The organism is Wolbachia endosymbiont of Spodoptera picta, assembly GCF_018141665.1.
Classification (GTDB): Bacteria; Pseudomonadota; Alphaproteobacteria; order Rickettsiales; family Anaplasmataceae; genus Wolbachia.
The window spans coordinates 589,469-607,975 of the sequence record NZ_CP067976.1 but is presented as its reverse complement, the minus strand read 5'-3'; the positions used below and the strand labels follow the sequence as shown (position 1 = coordinate 607,975).

Here is an 18,507-nt window from a genome sequence, read left to right as displayed (position 1 = left end):
GATGTCAATACCTATCTATGTTTATAGAAACAGAGTTTTTGAATTTGTAATTTTCCAGAAAGCTCTATATTCTTTGATTTTATCCAGTTAAAATGAATATGAAGTATTATCCTGATACAAGCAGCAGTCCTGATTTTTCATTGCTAGAAAAGGAAATCATAAAATTTTGGCAGGAAAATAAAATTTTTGAGCAGTCAGTCAAGAAACGTTCCAAGGGTCATTGTTTTGTATTTTATGATGGGCCTCCGTTTGCAAATGGACTTCCGCATTACGGACACTTGCTTACTGGTTTTATAAAAGATGCATTTGCAAGATATCAAACTATGCTGCAAAAAAGGGTTGAACGTAGATTTGGTTGGGATTGCCATGGCTTACCAGCTGAGATGGGTGCAGAAAAGGAACTTGGAATATCTGGTAGAACTGAGATAGAGAAGTTTGGCATTGAAAAATTCAATAATCATTGCCGTACTTCTGTGATGAAATTTTCATCAGAATGGGAGAAATATGTAAATAGACAAGCAAGATGGGTAGATTTTCACAATGACTATAAGACTATGGATAAGTCATTCATGGAGTCGGTCATGTGGGCATTTAAGCAGCTTTATGATAAAGGTCTGGTGTATGAATCAATACGCGTTGTTCCCTATAGCTGGGCGTGCGAAACTCCACTCTCTAATTTTGAAACAAGACTAGATAATGCTTATAGAGAAAAAGCTAGCAAGGCTATAACTGTTGCGTTTGAACTTTTAGAAAACCCAAAGCAATTTAAACAAAAATGTAAGTTGCTTGCTTGGACTACAACCCCTTGGACGTTGCCAAGCAACCTCGCACTGGCAGTAGGGGAGGATATTGAGTATTGTATGGTGTTAGTAAATGGTGAAGTTTGCATCTTTGCTGAAAGTTATTTAGAGAAATTTGTCAGCCACTGTGAACAAAGCAATATTCAATATGAAAACTGTAATATAAAACTTAAAGCAAGTGATCTTGCAGGTCTTCCTTATAGACCACTGTTTGATTACTTTAAAGATACAAAGAATGCGTTCCGTGTTTTCATTGCCGATTATGTTACAGCAGAAGATGGTACTGGTGTTGTGCATACTGCTCCTGGATTTGGTGAAGAAGATTTTTACCTTTGCCAAAGCCATGATATTCGAGCTGTTTGTCCAGTTGATAACGCTGGAAAATTTACTACTGAAGTTTCAGATTTGGCAGGAGTTCATGTTTTTGATGCCAATGATACAGTAATCAAGAAATTAAAAAGGCAGGGGAGCTGGTTTAAAACTGAGCAATATATTCACAATTATCCACACTGCTGGAGAACTGACACTCCTTTAATCTACCGCACTATGCCTTCTTGGTATGTTGCTGTGACAAAATTTAAGGGAAGAATGACAGAGCTAAATAAGAGAGTTAATTGGATGCCAAATCATATAAGAGATGGTCAATTTGGAAAATGGCTTGAAGGAGCGCACGACTGGTCTATTTCACGCAATCGATTCTGGGGTACTCCAATTCCTGTGTGGAAATCAGACGATGCAAAATATCCAAGAGTGGATGTGTATGGCTCAATAGCAGAACTAGAGCGAGACTTTAATGTTAAGATAGATGACTTGCACAGACCGTTTATCGATACTTTGACGAGACCAAATCCTGATGATCCAACAGGAAAATCAGTTATGCGTCGTGTGCCTGATGTGTTTGATTGTTGGTTTGAGTCTGGCTCGATGCCGTTCGCGCAAGTTCACTATCCGTTTGAAAATAAAGAATGGTTCGAGAAAAATTTCCCTGCGGATTTTATCACTGAATATATAGCACAAACAAGAGGATGGTTCTATACGCTTTTTGTGCTTTCCACTGCTTTATTTGACAGTGAGCCATTTAAGAACTGCATATGCCACGGTGTGGTTCTTGATGTGAAAGGGCAGAAATTATCCAAACGTCTGAATAATTATGCGGACCCAATGGAAGTGTTTGACAAATATGGTTCTGATGCGCTGCGTTTTCTTATGCTGTCTGGTTCCATTGTCTGCGGTGGTAATTTACTACTCGACAAAGAAGGAAATTTAGTGCGTGATGTTCTGAAAAACGTAATAAAACCTATTTGGAACAGTTATCACTTTTTTACTATGTATGCAAATGCAGATGGAATTAAAGCTGAGATTTGTAGGGATTATCAGAATACTATTGATTGCTACATGATTTCAAAATGTTTTGAAGCTGTGGAAGGTATGCGAGCTTCTATGAACAACTATAACTCTCAGGAAGCTTGCAAAATCTTGACAGATTTTTTTGAAGTGCTAAATAATTGGTATATTCGTCGCAGTCGCGAGCGTTTTTGGAAAAGTGACTTAGATCAAGATAAAACCGACGCTTATAATGTTCTGTACACAGTTTTTTATTACATACTACGGGCTGCAGCTCCTTTGTTGCCACTTATAACAGAGACTATATGGCAGGGGCTGAAGTATAAAGAAACATCTGTTCATTTGGCTGATTTTCCACAATTAGATAGATATAATAGTGAACTCATTGCCAATATGGATTTGGTAAGGGAAATATGTAATGCTGCACTCTCTATTAGAAACATGTTTAACATACGTATAAGGCAGCCACTTGGTAGCATGACTATTTATCATAAGTCTTCCTGCAATTTTCTTGAAGATGAATATCAAGAGATGGTAAGAGATGAGGTGAATGTAAAAGAACTAGAAATAGTAAGTGAATTGAAAGAGGTTGCATCACTAGAGTTAAAATTAAATTTTCCTGTGCTTGGAAGAAAAGTTCCAGACAAAATCAAGAAACTAGTTCAATACGTTAAGGAAGGAAAGTGGAAGCAAGTTGAGAATGAGCAAATATTTCTGGGGGATGAAACAGAGAGCTATACTATGGAAAAAGGTGAATATGAACTATTATTAAAAGCAAACAGTGAATATTCTGCTGTGTTTGATAATAACAAAGGAGTTGTTATTCTAAATACTGAATTAAATAATGAACTAATTCTAGAAGGGCTGGCAAGAGATATTGTGAGGCTTATTCAAGAAACTAGAAAACAGGCTGATTTTTATATATCAGATAGAATCAGAGTAATAATCAAAGCAGAAGATGAGAAAGTTAAAGAGGCAATAAACAGGTGGGATGAGTATATAAAAGAGCAGACCCTTGCCTTATCTTTGGACACTAATAAAGAGATCGAGGCCGATTTCTATTCTAAGGAATACCAAGGTTTGACAGTTGGTATTAAGTTAATAAAGTTGCAAAGTTAGTAATGTTTATGCTATACTTAAATTACTTTAAGTAGGGTGGTGATATGAATCAAGTTGTTGCAGATGGTCATAGAGAAGTTATTGATTTAAATAACAACAGTGATGGTTCAGGTGAAGTAAAATCTACTTCCGATGTTACTTCGGAAGAAGAAGAGGAGTTTTTTGATGCTATGGAAGATGTTTCTAATGTAGAAGAAGGGAATGATTTAGGTCTTGCTAATTCAGAAGAGGAAGAAGAGTTTTTTGATGCTGTAAGTAAGCAGGATTGGTTAATTAAACAAATAGCTGCTTTTAATGTTCCACTCAGTATATTTCATTATAAAGATTATAATTCTGAGTTTTTTACTTCCTGGTATAATATGTCAAGTGAAATATTTAAGGAAATAAACAGAGCTTGTCCAGAGAAGAAAGTATTAAATTTAGCTCTGTCAGTTTTAATGCTTCCTTATATTGCTTTTACTGCGCTGGGATTGGTCATATACAATAGATTGAGAATAAACAGTAAGACACAAGAAGGTGTAGGAGAAGATAAGACACAAAAGAGTGAGGCAAGTGTACCAAAAAGACTGGCATATGGCGTTCTTGCTGCAATAGCAATTTTTGTTAATGTGGCTGTGCTAACAGCCTTAGTTATTCCTGCAACAGTTGCTTTGGCTACTTTTTATCTTTTAAATAGAGATTTACCTCACTCTTTAGTTACTGCTCTTAAAATAACTATGGGGCAGTATTCTAATAAGCACCAAAATATAGAGGTATCTTTTCATGAAATGGAGGTTTCTGAGTCAAGCATTGCATATGATATGAAAATAAAGTTTCCACCGCAATTTAAACAATTACTTAGAGATTTATGCGATAATGAAAATAATCAGTGGTTTAGTGTAACGCGGGATTCAGAGCGCAATATCGTACTGAAATTGTCAACTAACATCAATTTAAAAAATGGTCTTAAGCCCTTACATAGTGAAATCAAGAATGTGCTTGCAACTTCGATTCAAGAATGCGCAAGAACTATGGAAGAGCTGATGAAGCTAAAAAAGAAAGATATTACACATGATAAACTGAAGGAATTATTGAGTGAATTCAGGCTGAAAGTGGTGAGTAGCATAGATTCTAAGTTGACAACTCACTTAATAGAAAATGCTTATCAAGTTGCTTTTATACAAGCAATTAAGTTTCAGCAAAATAGACGGGGAGAAGATTTTTCACTGGAGGATGAGCTAAAAAATACTTTAGTGAAACAGAAATTAGAAAGTCAAGGTAAGGAATTACCAAATGAGAAAGAGATGATAATAAAAGATCTGAGAGAAGCAGGAGCAAAAGTACCAGATATCTTAGAAGATAGTGAATTTCCTGTATTTAAAGCAGAATGGGAACGGCTTAAAGAAGAAGGGAAAATAGCTAAGAGGACAATCATTGATGTTTATAAAGAGAAGTATCATGAAGAAACAGGAACAGCCCTAAATAGTGCTAAAAAAGAGATTGAGAATTTAAGAAAGGCAGGGCATGAAAGGTATCAAAGTGTACGTCAAGAATTAGAAAAAATGTATGATGATAAAGAGGGAAATAACTCAATAAATGATGATTTAAAAAGGAAATCAGAGGATCTTTTTAAGTTCGAGTATAATGATCAAGAAGTTGAGCAAAAGCTAATAAAATCAGTAATGAAAAAAGCAAAGAGTGAGTTAGATCGATTAGTCATGCTTAGCTTAATAGATCAGTTTCAAAGTTTAGAAAAGAAGATAAAACATCCTTCTAGCAAGAAAAGTTTAAAAGAAGCTTTAGATGAAGTGAATGATTTTATAGCAAAGATGTATTTAGAAATAACGAAACGTAAAACGCAAGATTTGTTTAAAAGTCAAGCAAAGGGTATAGAGAATTCATGTAAGCTGTTAGAGGAAAAGGAGCCGGATTTAGTACAGAGGATTAATGTGCACCGAGTGAAAATTGCAGAATGCTTAGATCAACCTATATCGTTAAGAGAAGTAATAGAAGAAAGTGAGGATTTAAATAAGTACTTAGAAGATGAGCGAAAGAGAAAAGGAGAAAAGCATCCAAGTACAAAATTAATAGAGAAGCACTTGCAAAATAACCAAGAAATTCTAAAAGCATTAAAACAGTTAGAATTAGAAAAAGAAGGATTGTTGATAAATAAAAAAACAAAAAATGATTATAGAGAAGAACTAGAATCTCGTGAAAAAATAAAATTTGCAATAATAGAAGATGCTTTACTGAAAGCATTCGAGCATGAAACTTTTGATGAAGAAGCAATTAAGAAGTTATTAGAAGAAGCGGAACTTGAGTACTACTTGGCAGAAAAGTGCATAAAAACTCCTATTATTAAAATAAAAAATAATATCAAACACTTTTGTCAAGATTTATTGTCTCCTCTAGTAGATAGATTAGCAAATCTTATAATAAATAATGTACCAAAAGATAATGAGAGTGGTTTGTGGAGGATTTGGAACTCTCTCAAAGTTGGTTTTAATTATAATGTGATTGGATGGTCAGCTACTGTAAACAAAGATAATAGCACAGAAGGGAAAGCATTGAGTGTGGCACATGATACTCATAAGGAAGTAGAGACATTTCTTCAACATTTTCAATCAAGTTATGAAGAAATTGGAGTTTTTTTAGGTAATTTATTTTCTGATGATGGAACGACATTTAAAAATGATGTCTGGCCTAAAGTAGAAGAGCATTTGCATGGAATGTGGGATAGGTTTTTCAAGGATATTGGATTCAAGATAGAAAATAAATTGGATGAAGTAAACGTGACACAGCAAAATCAGGAAACGGCGATTACGGCTTAATAATGAGCTCTCAAAGTTCCTTCAGTATTTTTACACACTAAGTTGACTATCATATTTGATTCTTTTTGGATTTCCTCTTCAGTTAAAGTGTGAGTTGGAGAGCAGAAAGTAACTGAAAATGCTATAGACATCTTATTCGATTCTATATTGTTTCCATGATATACATCAAATATCAAAACTTCTGTGATGAGCTCTGAGCTTTTTTTCACCATATTGATTATACTACCTGCTTCTATATCTTTATTTACAATAAACGCAAAATCGCGTTTTACACTTTGATATTTATAATTGACAAATTTTTTTCTACTTATAGGTAAATTTTCGATATTTTCTAATATCAACTCAAAGCCTACAATTTTTTGTTTGATGTTAAAAAAATCCAATATACTCGGATGCAATTCTCCAAAATAACCAACTATTTTACTTCTAAAAGATAAGGAGCCTGATTTTCCTGGGTGATAATATTCTTTTTCTGCTCTCTTTATTGCTAAATTATCACAATTGATATTAAAAAGTTCCAAAGCTGTTATGAGGTCAGCCTTTGCGTCAAAAACATCTATTTTCCTGTCAGTGTTATAATGGTTTCGTGGTAGATTATTTCCTGACCTGATTCCGCTTAAAACATACTTAGACTGAGCTTCATCATTATAAATTGGCCCAATTTCAAAAATTGCACAATCAGGTGTACCATGGGCAGTATTATCTGCAGTAACTTTTAACAAATTTGGTATGATGCTTGGTCTCATTATGTTAAAGTCATTATTAAATGGGTTGTCGATAATAAATAATTTATTCAAGTAACCAAACTTTTCAGCTATTGATTCACTCATAAAAGACCAAGTTATCACTTCATGAAACCCTCTGCTTGTCATTAAAATGCGTAAATCATCTTGTGTCTCTTCTTCTACTGTAACGTCTTCTGCTAGTTGCTCTTCCTTTATTTTATCATAGCCGTATATTCTTACTGCCTCTTCAACTAAGTCAGCAGGTATGGTTACGTCCGGTCTCCAGCTTGGTACTTGTATATTCCAATTACCTTCGGTTTTTTTATCGATACTAAACCCTAGCTTTGTTAAAATATCGAATACCTCATTAGGTGATGCAGATACACTTCCAAGTTTGTTTGCATTCTGATAATCAAAATTTATCTTGGTATCAGCCTTATTCAAATTGCCAGCAGACACTATGCTTGACACTTTTCCGCCACATAAATCTAAAATCATCTGGGCTGCAAGATTGAGTCCATCAAGGGTAAAACTAGGGTCAACTGAACGTGCAAACCTGTAACTTGAGTCTGTGGAGATGCCTAGTTGCCTTGAAGATTTAGTGATAGAGATAGGATCAAACCAAGTAGACTCTAAAAAAATATCAGTAGTCTCAAGAGTGCATTCACTGTACTTACTACCTATAATTCCAGCAATTGCATGAACATTTTTATCATCAGAAATAACACTTATGTCTTTATTTAATGAGTATTCTTTATCATTTAAACCAATAAATTTTTCTCCATCGTTTGCTTTACGTACTGTGAGCTCTCCTTCTATTTTTTTTGCATTATATGCATGCATTGGGCGATTAAAGGATATCATGATGTAATTAGTAATATCAACTATTGCAGAAATGGAGCGCATTCCTATAGATTCCAATTTATCTTTTAACCATTTTGGGCTCTCTCTATTTTTTACATTGGTGATGTATATTCCACTAATAAAGCTCTCCCCGTCGGTAACTTTGACGTTTACTGGTGAATTTATAGAGCAGGTAAGTTGTGGAATGATTAAAGTCTTTAACGTTCCAATTCCAGTTGCTGCTAGATCACGTGCTATTCCATAAACACCTAGGCAATCTCCACGATTTGGAGTGACATTTATATCAATTACAGGATCGCAATTAAAAAATTTATCCCCTACTTTATAATCGTCAGAAAGCTCAATTATTCCTTCACTTTCATTTTGAGTCAACGCAAGTTCGAAAGCAGAGCAGAGCATCCCTTCACTTAGCACTCCTCTTATTTTTTTAGGCTTAATTGTAAAGTTGCTTTCTGGCAATGTGCTACCAAGAGGTGCAAGTACAGTCTTCATGCCTTCTTTAACATTTTTTACTCCGCAGATTATCTGCAGAACTTTACTTCCATCATTTACTTTACATAATTTTAATTTATCAGCATTTGGATGAGGTGTGACTTCTAATACTTTTGCAATAACAAACTCGGCCAATTTGGTATTGTTGACCACATCTTCTACTTCCAATCCTATGTGAGTTAGCTTATCAGTAATTTCTTCTAAACTGGCATTGGTTTCTAAGTACTCTAATAACCAAGATAATGTGAATTTCATCTATCTAACAAGAAACAAAAATTTATTGTAATGTAAAATGTGATGCTTTTAAAGTTTGTTGTAGTGGAATACCTCTACATCACGAGCAGTGATGTAGAAGCTATTGTAATTTTATATATTTTTGTGAAAAAAGCTTATCTTCTCTATATCACCTTTTAAATCTACTTCCATAGAAAATTTGAGATTCATATTGTGATTATCTTCATAGAAATTACAAATGTAACCATCAATAGTTAAGTTTCCTATCATATTATGACTTTCATCTAGTATTTCGCTTCCTATTTGATAATGGCCAGTGTATTCGTTAAAGGAACCATCTGTCAATTTGATATATCCGTTACCAAACTCCTGTTCTAAATTTAAAGGCTGATTAATAAAATCTATTCCATCCATAATAATACCTCAACTAAAAGTTAAATTATAATTAAAATAAGATGTTAAGTCAAGGTATTAAGTAACTTAATAAGATTAGTGAATTTTTAAATGGAACGCTGGCTATAATTAGCATTCTAATCACATACTTTGTTGATATATTTATGCCATAATGGTATGGATCTTCTATCTTAATTCTTGACTTTACCCTATAAAATCTATATTTTACTTACTATTATAGTTTAATTATATAAATCAAGATGGCGTTAAATCCGCTAGAACAATTTAAAGTATATACAATAATAGAACTACCAAAATTATTTGGGTATGACATAAACTTTACCAACTCATCTCTTTTTATGATGATCTCGGTGATATTAATGGTACTGTTTTTGCTCCTTGGAATAAGAAAAGGTGCAGTAATACCAGGATATTTGCAAGCTGCAGTTGAATATGTATATGATTTTGTTATTTCAATAATAGAAAGTAACACTGGAAGCAAAGGTTTGGAGCACATTCCTTTGATATTTACAGTATTTATTTTCATTTTATCGTGTAATTTAGTTGGTGTTCTTCCTTATAGTTTCACGGTCACAAGTCATGTGATAGTTACCTTCGCTTTATCAATGGTGGTTTTTACTTATATAACGATTGTTGGTTTTAAAGAAAGAGGAGTAGAATTTTTACGCATATTGCTACCAAAAGGAACTCCTTCGTGGCTTGCACCTATAATCATCATTATTAAATTATTTGCTTATTTAGTAAGACCGATTAGTTTATCAATAAGGCTTGCAGCAAATATGATTGCAGGTCATACAATCATCAAAGTGATAGCAGGATTCGTCATAAATATGAACATATTTCTTACTCCTGCACCTTTTTTGTTTATAATTGCACTAATAGGATTTGAAGTTTTTGTTGCAGTTTTACAAGCTTATATATTTACTATATTAACGTGCGTATATTTGTCAGATACAGTAAAGTGAGTGCTTGACTTACCTGTAGAACATTTTATAATATTATTTAAGGAATAGTTAAAGGTAGTATATGGATTTAGTAGCTTTAAAATTTGTAGCGGTTGGTTTGATGGCGTTTGCTATGTTAGGTGCTGGTTTGGGTGTAGCTAATATTTTCTCTACTATGCTAAGTGGGATTGCGAGAAACCCTGAATCGGAAGGTCAAATGAAAACTTACGTTTATGTTGGTGCTGCTATGGTTGAGATTATGGGATTTCTTGCGTTTGTAATTGCGATGATATTAATATTGTAGTGTTTGACACATGCCGCAGCTTGATGTTTCCACTTTCTTTTCTCAAGTTTTTTGGTTTTTAATTTTTTTCTCTTCACTTTTTTTTGTAGTAAGTTGTTTGTTCTTACCAAGGTTAGATGAAATAATAAACACTAGGAGTAAGGGGATATTAGATTCTTTTAATAGTTCTGTTCACCTTTTAAGACTTACAGAAGAGCAAATTGCCAAGTATAATGCAGCTTTAAATCAAGCTAGAGTACGGGCAAAAAAAATCATAGATGATGCATTTGCTCAAGTAGAAGAAATGAAAGCGAATGTTAAGGATATATTGGAAGAGGAAGACAAGAAGATGATTAAACTTGTTGAAGAAAAGGTAGTACAATTTAAATCTAAGTATATTAGTGAATTAAAACAAATGGCTACTAGTATTGCTTTGATTTACTATACTAAGTTAACTAATTCTGAGATTGAAGAGGAATTTGTTGCTGATTTGGTATCCAAAGAATTTTAGGGTTTTTATGTCTACATTACTAGTTATAAGCCTTGCTTTTTTAGTAGGTTTTATCCTCTCGTATAAATTGCTAAGGAAGGTAATAAAAAACGCGCTTAACAATAAACGTAACAAAAGCAAGTTTTCAAGTGAAGAAACTGAAAAATTCAGAAAAGATATGTTGGAGTATTACAAAAAATCTTCTGAAAAATACAAAAAATTAGATGTAGAAGTTAACAAAATGATGAATGAAGCACTTGATAAGGCTAATAGTATTATTAAGCATAATAGACAGCAACTCGATCAAACGTTAGATGAAAATGCCCATTCTAATTTGAAGAAAGTTACTGACCAAGTTGAAAAAGCTCTTGGGGATTTACAAGCTAACACAGCGAGTATAGCTGCTGATGCTGTAAAAAAAATAATGCATGAACGTAAAGATGATAAGCGTAGTAGTGAGGTTATATCTTCGTTTTCACGTGACTTGAGCAAAAAGTTGCATTAAGTTTAATGCCTGTACTTCAAACTGATAATGTAGAAAAAATTAAATTTGATTCTAGTTTATGCAAAGAACAAGAGAAACTTTTCTACTATAGGTTTAATATAATTCCTTGGCAAAATTTAAATGATACTACTTTTTTTATGGTTGAAGACATAAGCCAAGATATCAATCTTTGGGTCGAATCTCATTACGGTATTGAATATGTATTGATAAAAGTAGATAGCAAACAGATTTTAAATCTTCTTAACTCACACTTTGGTATTTCAGAATTTGCAAGTAACTACTTATATTATAAGAATCCTAATTTTTCAGCTAAAAGCATTAGGCTCAGTTCAATCTTTTTTTCCTCTTTCTTTGTTATGATTTCAACTTTAACACTGACAAAAAAATATGCATATTTTGCTTTGATGTTGATATTTATAATCGGATGTTCTAGTTCTTTATTCAAATTTGTAACTAAAATTTTTGGCTTGCGTAAAATTTCTAACCAAAAAGCAGATTATGATAAGATGAATGAACCTATATATACTATTTTATTGCCTGCTTTTAAAGAGAATGCGGTTATAAAGCAATTGATTAAGAGCATTGAAAGTTTGGATTATCCAAAATCAAAATTAGATGTAAAGCTTGTGATAGATAGCGATGACCAAGAAATGTTGGCAGCTATAGAAAAGTGCACTTTACCACAGTATTTTGAAGTAATAAAAGTGCCTCATTCTCTGCCTAGAACAAAAGCTAAGTCATGCAATTATGCTATGAGCTTTGCTAGAGGAAAGTATGTGGTAATATATGATGCAGATGACAAGCCAGATCCGTTGCAGTTAAAAAAAGCACTAATTGAATTTAATAAGGGCGACGAAAAGTTGGCTTGTGTACAGGCGAAATTAAATTACTATAACTTTGGTTGCAATTTTCTTACAAAATTCTTTTCTCTCGAGTATATGAACTGGTTTCAATATTTTTTGCCTGGATTTCAAAAAATGAACATGCCAATACCTTTGGGTGGTAGCAGTAACCATTTTTCAGTGGAAATTTTAAAGAAAGTGCTTTTTTGGGATGCTTACAATGTCACTGAAGACGCTGACCTTGGTTTGAGACTTGCGCAAATGGGATATAAAACCAGGATTATTGATTCAGAAACATTGGAAGAATCACCAACTACTGTGTTTGCTTGGATCAAACAAAGAGCACGCTGGATTAAAGGTTATATGCAAACTTATATCGTTCATTTAAAAAATATAAAATTACTTTTTAAGCACACTGGGCTTAAGGGAGTTTTGCTATTAAACCTTTTTGTTGGTTCCTCAGCTTTTATATTTTTCACGACTCCTTTTTTGTTACTTTCATTGGTGCTGACTCAAATTTTGAATGAATTATTCTTATATTATTTTATAATAGTATACGGTATTAACTTGATTTTTTTGATAATAGCTATCAGACAACAAAAAATGCCTTTTTATTTTTATATAGTATCAATATTTTTTCCCGTCTATAGTCTACTACATAGCGTTGCAGCTTTTCTAGCTTTGTGGGAATTTGTTATTCACCCTCAGCAATGGAATAAAACTCAGCATGGATTATGGAAGCAAAACCTGTAGCTATTTGGCTTTTTCTCTGCTCTCTCATGGTGATTTGCATGGTGGGAATTGGTGGATTTACCAGACTTTCAAAAGCAGGATTGTCAATCACGGAATGGAAACCAATTACCGGAACATTGCCACCGCTGAGTGAACAAGACTGGCTAAAAGAAAAATCAAAATATGAAGCTACACCTGAATATAAAGCATTTAATTATGGTATGAGTATGGAAGAGTTTCGCACCATATACTTAATAGAATATGTGCACAGGTTAATTGCAAGGCTGACAGGTTTAGTTTTTATTTTACCATTTATATACTTTACACTAAAAAAAAGAATACCTAAAAATGCAGTAATAAGGTTATCTACAGCACTATTATTTGGAATTTTACAAGCTTTTGCCGGTTGGTATATAGTTAAAAGCGGTTTGGTATCTAATCCTCATGTTAGTCACTATAAGCTCGCACTTCACTTACTGCTTGCATTGGTTATCTTTGCATTATTGTCATATCAATTTTTTGATTACCAAATCAAACCAAAACAGATAATTAAAATTAATAGCAACATTACATGTTACATATGGATAATTTTAATCCTAGTTACAATACAAATAATCTTCGGTGCATTTGTTGCAGGGCTAAATGCTGGTTTAATTTATAATACCTTTCCACTAATGGATGGACAAATTGTTCCAGAAGATTTATTTTACTTACAGCCTGCTTGGCTAAATATCTTTGAAAATAGAGTAACAGTGCAATTCATACACCGGGCATTGGCATTGCTGATATTAGTTCTGACAGCAATACTCACAATAAAAAATGCCAGTATAAAGCCATTATATGTTATGCTATTCTCTGTCATCATTCAGGTAATTCTAGGAGTAGTCACTTTGTTGCTGCATATACCAATGGCCATTGCTATAGCCCATCAAATGTTTTCATTTATCTTATTTGGATCAGGTTTATACTGCTTGCGTTATTTAAGAAATCAGATCTAATACCAAATCACCAGCATGTATATTTTTTCCTTCTTTAACAGGGATATTTTTTATCACCATTTCTGATTCAGCACATATTATATTTTCCATTTTCATTGCCTCTACAACAAATAGAGGTTGTCCTACCTCTACCTGATCTCCAGCATTGACGTGTAATTTAACCAATAAACCTGATATTGGAGATTTTACAGCATCTACTGAAATCCCTTCTGTTTTGTTGTTTAGCATTAATTTGCTTAGTTCAGCTACATGAGGTTTCAATACACAACATTTAGCTTTCATACCTGCGTGTCTTATAAAGTATTTGCTGCCTTGCCTTTCTATTTTAAGTGCTATATTGGTATCATCATTAATTGTTATATATAACAACCTGTAACTTGGTTTCCACTTACCTACCACGGAGTATTTATTGTGGTTATATACTGTTGTTAATGTGTTATCTTGATATTTTGCATTTACGGAGTACTCATTATCGTCTATTTTCACTATGAATGCTTCATCTATTGACTTACTGTAATACTTTCCCTCATTTTCTAAGTGAACATACAGTGCAATAAAAATAAATATTTTAATATATTCCTCTGTAATAAAATCACCTTGAAACCCGCTAGGGTAATGATCTGGAATGAATCTCGTGTGGAGCTTTGCTGCAATAAAATTTGGATTATGGAAGATGGATTCTAGAAATTCTATGTTGTTTATTACTTCCCCTATATAGCACTCAGACAAAGCTTTTTGCATTCTGCTGATCGCCTCTATTCTATCTTTTCCATAGGTTATAATTTTTGCAATCATTGAGTCGTAGAACATGCTGATTTCTGAACCGCTAGCTACTCCATCATCTATTCTTACATGACCATTTTCATCTGGTTTGTCGTAATATTTGATTCTTCCGCTGGAAGGAAAAAATCTCTTTGATGGATCTTCAGCGCAAATTCTGCTTTCTATTGCAAAGCCAATAAGTTTAATATCATTCTGACCAAATCTTAATTTTTCTCCGCAAGAAATTCTGATCATCTCTTCCACTATATCTATTCCAGTGACAAATTCTGTTACTGGATGCTCAACTTGTAATCTCGTATTTACCTCAAGAAAATAGAAGTTTTGGTTCTTATCTACAACAAACTCGACAGTACCTGCTGAAAAATAATCAACTTGCTTTGCCAAAGAAACACATTGAGCATACATTTTTTGTCTTACTTCTTCACTAATAAATGGGCTTGGTGTTTCTTCTATTATTTTCTGGTTATTCCTCTGTACCGAGCACTCTCTCTCCCCAAGACACACTATATTGCCGTATTTATCTGCAATAATTTGTATTTCGATGTGTCTTGGTAGTTCTATATATTTTTCTATGAAAATACTACCATCTTTAAAACTTTTCTCTGCTTCATTTGTTGCTGATGTAAATGCTAGTTCAATTTCTTTTTTGGAATATACAATTCGCATTCCTTTGCCACCACCACCTGATGCAGCTTTGAGCATAACGGGAAAACCAATCTCTTCAGCAACGATGGCTGCGTGGGCAGCATCTTCGATCTTACCCATATATCCTGGCACTACATTTACTCCAGCTTTTCTTGCCTCTTCTTTTGCTGTTATTTTATGGGCTGTAACTTCTATTGTTTCTGCACTTGGACCAATGAAATCTATGTTATGTTTTTCCAGAGCACGGGGAAAATCTGGATTTTCTGCTAAAAACCCATAGCCAGGATGAACCGCCTCGGCACCTGTTTCAACTGCTACTTCGCATATTTTTTCGATATTTAAGTAACTAAGATAAGCAGGCGAAGGGCCAATGTGCCTTGACTCATCTGCTTGCTTTACATGCACAGAATTTGCATCTGCATCTGAGTACACAGACACACAAGATATGCCCATCTTGTGCGCAGTTTTGATTATCCTGCAGGTAATCTCCCCTCTGTTCGCTACTAAAATCTTACTATACTTCTTTCTTATCATCTTATCAGTATACTTTCTTAAGTTAAGAAAGTAAATTTCTATATTACTACCTGCAAATACTTCACACTGGGGCTAAACCACTATCTAAAAGTTGCATAACATCAGGATCTGTCACTATAGTACTTTCGTTATAGAGGCCATATACTTCATTACATGCCTTAAATAACATATATGAAGATCCTCCAGAAGCTATTGTTGCTATTGAAGCCAATGCAAGAGATTGAGAAGCCGAAAATAGAAGATACAAAGATACACACATAGTGATAGCACACACTATAGCTCCTACTATATATAAGCATATATGAAACTTCTTATTACATATAAAGCCACATTTTATATCTGCAATTTGCTTAACTTCCTTCCGCTCTGCAGGGTCCAAGAAATAAAGGGGTGATACTGCCTTCTTCCCGTCATCCTTAATATAGCTTTTATCGAGGAGTGCTTCCTTAATATATTTCTTATTATTCTTAAGTTCCTTTTCTAATCTTTTTACTTCTTCCCAATCTTTAGCTTTCTTGACTTTGTTCTCAGTATCTTCTTCTAAATACTTTATGATCTCCTGTAACGCAGATAATAGAAACCCTTTACTTGCTGCTATATGAAATGGGTTTCCATTTTCATCAATTCTATGCTTAGCTACACAAGCAACTCTTTTCTTGCAAGCTTCAATAAATTTATTTTCATCCTCTTTTGTGACAACTCCTCTTGCAATTTTAAATAAATTATCCATATATACACCTCACTGCATTCACTAATATTAAATTATACAATGCAGTTTGTTAAAAATAAATGTAAATTGATCTTTCAAATTTACTATAGTTCCACGTTGTTGCAAGTGCAAATTTTAGTTATCATCGGTTACGTTATCACAATAGACAAATATGCCAGGTATAGTCACTAGATTCGCTCCATCACCAACAGGATTTTTACATATTGGAGGAGCTCGCACAGCTTTATTTAATTGGCTCTATGCGCAGCGTCATGGTGGCCAGTTTTTACTAAGGATTGAGGATACCGACAGAAAACGTTCAACACAGGAAGCAATTGATGCAATAATAGATGGGTTAAAATGGCTTGGAATAAACTATGATGGGGAAATAATATATCAATCAAAAAAAATAGAGCAGCACATTGAGGTTGCAAATCTTTTAGTTGAAAAGGGTAGGGCGTATCATTGTTACTGCCCCGAGAATGAAGTTGCGGAGAAGAAAATAAGAGCAAGAGAAGAAGGAAAAATATATAAGCATAAGTGTACTCATTCGACATCAAATGCAGAGCCTGTTGTTCGCTTTAAAGTGCCAGACTCAGAAAATATTGTTGTTGGCGATAAAATATACGGCCAAGTTACAATAAGTAGCGATCAGCTTGATGACATAGTAATCTTGCGCTCTGACAATACTCCAACATATATTTTTGCTGTAGTGGTTGATGACCATGATGCCGGAATAACCGATATTATACGTGGCTCTGATCATCTCACTAATACCTTCAAACAATTACTAATATATCAGGCTCTTGATTTTGATGTTCCACGCTTTGCACATGTACCGCTAATTCATGGAGAAGACGGGAATAAGCTATCTAAAAGGCATGGGGCTACAAGTGTTTGCGATTATGAAAAGATGGGAATATTGCCACAGGCAATGCGTAATTACTTGCTAAGACTTGGCTGGAGTCATGGCAACGATGAGATTATTAGCGATGAGCAAGCAATAGAGTGGTTTAATTTAGAAAGCATCGGTCGTTCACCTGCACGGCTCGATTTCAAAAAACTGGAGCATTTGAATAACCACTATATTAGTAATATGAGCAATGAAGATATTCTGACTCTAATGCTTAGAGAAAATACTCTAACTGACAAAAAAAAGGGCTATTTACTGCAGGGACTGACAGAGCTGAAAAAAAGAGCAAACTATCTGACCGAATTATTGGATTTAGCAAAATTTTATATTCAAGTTGATTTTAGTGAAGAAGCTGAGAGAATTGTCAAGTCTAACCTCAATATAATTAAGTTACTTGCAGCATTTTTCTCGAGTATAGGAGATGAAGATTGGAATAAGAATTTTTTATCTTCTCAGATTAAGGAATTTTCAAAATTACATAATATAAAAATGAGCGATATATACCACTCATTACGCGCCCCAATAACTGGAATAATGGATGCGCCTGGAATCATCGATATCATGGTAATTCTTGGTAAAGATGAGTGTATAAAAAGATTGCGAGCAGTTTAAATAAAAAATTACTTGACAGACTCTGGTGGCTTTATTATAGTGAAGAATGAAGGTTTTTTAGGATCCAAAATCTACCTTCACCTGCAGGTTTTTTCACCAAATAATCAAATTTCAGCAAAAAATATATAAGTTTATTTTTGCTAGCTCTTTATTCATATAGGAGGGTTTATGTCTAGAATTCCTGATACTTGACTTTTATTTTTAAGTTAAAAAAACAATTGGCGCCTATGGTTTTCACATTAAATCATTTTAAATTGTTAAAGTTAATACGGGCTTTTTTTGCCTTTTTTTATTGGTATTTTTTTCATATTTTATTATATCATTATACTTTGGTACCATATAGACTTCAGTTTCATGATAAGGGGAGCAGGCAGAGTAGCTCCGTCTCAGCTATGGAATTAAAAAATGACTATGCATAAGATCTAATGGTGTGTCTAATCTATAGATAATTTTTTGTATTGCTAAGTTAATATTTTGCATATCTGTTCAGCAAAGTGGCAAAAAAGACAAGTAAATGAGTATCATGAAAGTAGCTTACACATAGCTGTAGGAATATTCATTTTTTAAGGTAAATTACACAGCAAATATTGTCATTCAAGTAGCTGACACTGTAATTCCAGCTTCTATAATGTCATGCCAGTGCTCGACACTGGCATCGAGCAAAATTTATCACAAACAAGACAACATTTTCAATTAAAAAATCAGTGTCTGGGTG

General features: G+C 33.7%; 13 protein-coding genes. 9 read left to right on the top strand and 4 right to left on the bottom strand.

What is annotated here, in order from left to right:
- The first annotated feature begins 92 nt into the window (after positions 1–92).
- Together ileS and JKF54_RS02565 are read left to right on the top strand one after the other, a co-directional pair.
- A complete protein-coding gene (ileS, locus tag JKF54_RS02570; protein ID WP_211908593.1) occupies positions 93–3,263 on the top strand; it encodes an isoleucine--tRNA ligase in 3,171 nt (1,056 codons plus the stop codon).
- Positions 3,264–3,307: 44 nt separating this feature from the next.
- Positions 3,308–6,073 (top strand): coiled-coil domain-containing protein, encoded by a 2,766-nt coding sequence (locus tag JKF54_RS02565; RefSeq protein WP_211908591.1) that lies wholly within the window; start codon positions 3,308–3,310, stop codon positions 6,071–6,073.
- On the opposite strand, the gene pheT is transcribed toward JKF54_RS02565, so the two are convergent.
- Complete coding sequence (gene pheT / locus JKF54_RS02560) at positions 6,070–8,409, bottom strand: phenylalanine--tRNA ligase subunit beta (RefSeq protein ID WP_211908589.1); 2,340 nt, start codon at positions 8,407–8,409, stop codon at positions 6,070–6,072. The two genes, JKF54_RS02565 and pheT, sit on opposite strands and share 4 nt — an antisense overlap.
- Positions 8,410–8,520: 111 nt before the next feature.
- Complete coding sequence (locus JKF54_RS02555; protein WP_211908587.1) at positions 8,521–8,802, bottom strand: hypothetical protein; 282 nt, start codon at positions 8,800–8,802, stop codon at positions 8,521–8,523.
- 239 nt (positions 8,803–9,041) lie between these two features.
- On the opposite strand from JKF54_RS02555, the gene JKF54_RS02550 reads away from it, so the two are divergent.
- From JKF54_RS02550 to JKF54_RS02525, 6 genes are all read left to right on the top strand, one after another.
- Positions 9,042–9,767, top strand: coding sequence for a F0F1 ATP synthase subunit A (locus JKF54_RS02550; RefSeq protein ID WP_211908586.1), 726 nt, complete (start codon positions 9,042–9,044; stop codon positions 9,765–9,767).
- 61 nt (positions 9,768–9,828) lie between these two features.
- Positions 9,829–10,050 carry a F0F1 ATP synthase subunit C gene (locus JKF54_RS02545; RefSeq protein WP_143689781.1) on the top strand — a complete coding sequence of 74 codons (222 nt, stop codon included), beginning with the start codon at positions 9,829–9,831 and terminating at the stop codon, positions 10,048–10,050.
- Positions 10,051–10,060: 10 nt separating this feature from the next.
- Entirely contained in the window at positions 10,061–10,540 is a 480-nt protein-coding gene (locus JKF54_RS02540; protein ID WP_211908585.1) for a F0F1 ATP synthase subunit B family protein, read from the top strand.
- Between the two features lie 7 nt (positions 10,541–10,547).
- Positions 10,548–11,024, top strand: coding sequence for a F0F1 ATP synthase subunit B family protein (locus JKF54_RS02535; protein ID WP_211908584.1), 477 nt, complete (start codon positions 10,548–10,550; stop codon positions 11,022–11,024).
- A 5-nt stretch (positions 11,025–11,029) separates the two neighbouring features.
- Complete coding sequence (locus JKF54_RS02530) at positions 11,030–12,619, top strand: glycosyltransferase family 2 protein (RefSeq protein ID WP_211908583.1); 1,590 nt, start codon at positions 11,030–11,032, stop codon at positions 12,617–12,619.
- Positions 12,601–13,596: a COX15/CtaA family protein gene (locus JKF54_RS02525; protein ID WP_211908582.1), complete on the top strand. Its 996-nt coding sequence runs from the start codon at positions 12,601–12,603 to the stop codon at positions 13,594–13,596. The genes JKF54_RS02530 and JKF54_RS02525 overlap by 19 nt, the downstream gene beginning before the upstream one ends.
- On the opposite strand, the gene JKF54_RS02520 is transcribed toward JKF54_RS02525, so the two are convergent.
- Both JKF54_RS02520 and JKF54_RS02515 read right to left on the bottom strand, forming a co-directional pair.
- On the bottom strand, positions 13,579–15,558 hold the full coding sequence (locus tag JKF54_RS02520; protein ID WP_211908581.1) for an ATP-binding protein: 1,980 nt from the start codon (positions 15,556–15,558) through the stop codon (positions 13,579–13,581). The two genes, JKF54_RS02525 and JKF54_RS02520, sit on opposite strands and share 18 nt — an antisense overlap.
- 61 nt (positions 15,559–15,619) lie before the next feature.
- Positions 15,620–16,288: an ankyrin repeat domain-containing protein gene (locus tag JKF54_RS02515; RefSeq protein ID WP_211908580.1), complete on the bottom strand. Its 669-nt coding sequence runs from the start codon at positions 16,286–16,288 to the stop codon at positions 15,620–15,622.
- A gap of 151 nt (positions 16,289–16,439) precedes the next feature.
- Between JKF54_RS02515 and gltX the strand changes: the two genes are divergently transcribed.
- The gene (gene gltX, locus JKF54_RS02510) at positions 16,440–17,792 is read left to right on the top strand and encodes a glutamate--tRNA ligase (RefSeq protein ID WP_211908578.1); all 1,353 of its coding nucleotides are present in this window, start codon (positions 16,440–16,442) and stop codon (positions 17,790–17,792) included.
- Positions 17,793–18,507: the final 715 nt, after the last annotated feature.

Coding starts and splice junctions, on each gene's coding strand:
- ileS (WP_211908593.1), top strand. CDS start 93: ATGAATATGAAGTATTATCCTGATACAAGCAGCAGTCCTGATTTTTCA.
- JKF54_RS02535 (WP_211908584.1), top strand. CDS start 10,548: ATGTCTACATTACTAGTTATAAGCCTTGCTTTTTTAGTAGGTTTTATC.
- pheT (WP_211908589.1), bottom strand. CDS start 8,409: ATGAAATTCACATTATCTTGGTTATTAGAGTACTTAGAAACCAATGCC.
- JKF54_RS02545 (WP_143689781.1), top strand. CDS start 9,829: ATGGATTTAGTAGCTTTAAAATTTGTAGCGGTTGGTTTGATGGCGTTT.
- JKF54_RS02550 (WP_211908586.1), top strand. CDS start 9,042: ATGGCGTTAAATCCGCTAGAACAATTTAAAGTATATACAATAATAGAA.
- gltX (WP_211908578.1), top strand. CDS start 16,440: ATGCCAGGTATAGTCACTAGATTCGCTCCATCACCAACAGGATTTTTA.
- JKF54_RS02530 (WP_211908583.1), top strand. CDS start 11,030: ATGCCTGTACTTCAAACTGATAATGTAGAAAAAATTAAATTTGATTCT.
- JKF54_RS02540 (WP_211908585.1), top strand. CDS start 10,061: ATGCCGCAGCTTGATGTTTCCACTTTCTTTTCTCAAGTTTTTTGGTTT.
- JKF54_RS02525 (WP_211908582.1), top strand. CDS start 12,601: ATGGAAGCAAAACCTGTAGCTATTTGGCTTTTTCTCTGCTCTCTCATG.
- JKF54_RS02555 (WP_211908587.1), bottom strand. CDS start 8,802: ATGGATGGAATAGATTTTATTAATCAGCCTTTAAATTTAGAACAGGAG.
- JKF54_RS02565 (WP_211908591.1), top strand. CDS start 3,308: ATGAATCAAGTTGTTGCAGATGGTCATAGAGAAGTTATTGATTTAAAT.
- JKF54_RS02515 (WP_211908580.1), bottom strand. CDS start 16,288: ATGGATAATTTATTTAAAATTGCAAGAGGAGTTGTCACAAAAGAGGAT.
- JKF54_RS02520 (WP_211908581.1), bottom strand. CDS start 15,558: ATGATAAGAAAGAAGTATAGTAAGATTTTAGTAGCGAACAGAGGGGAG.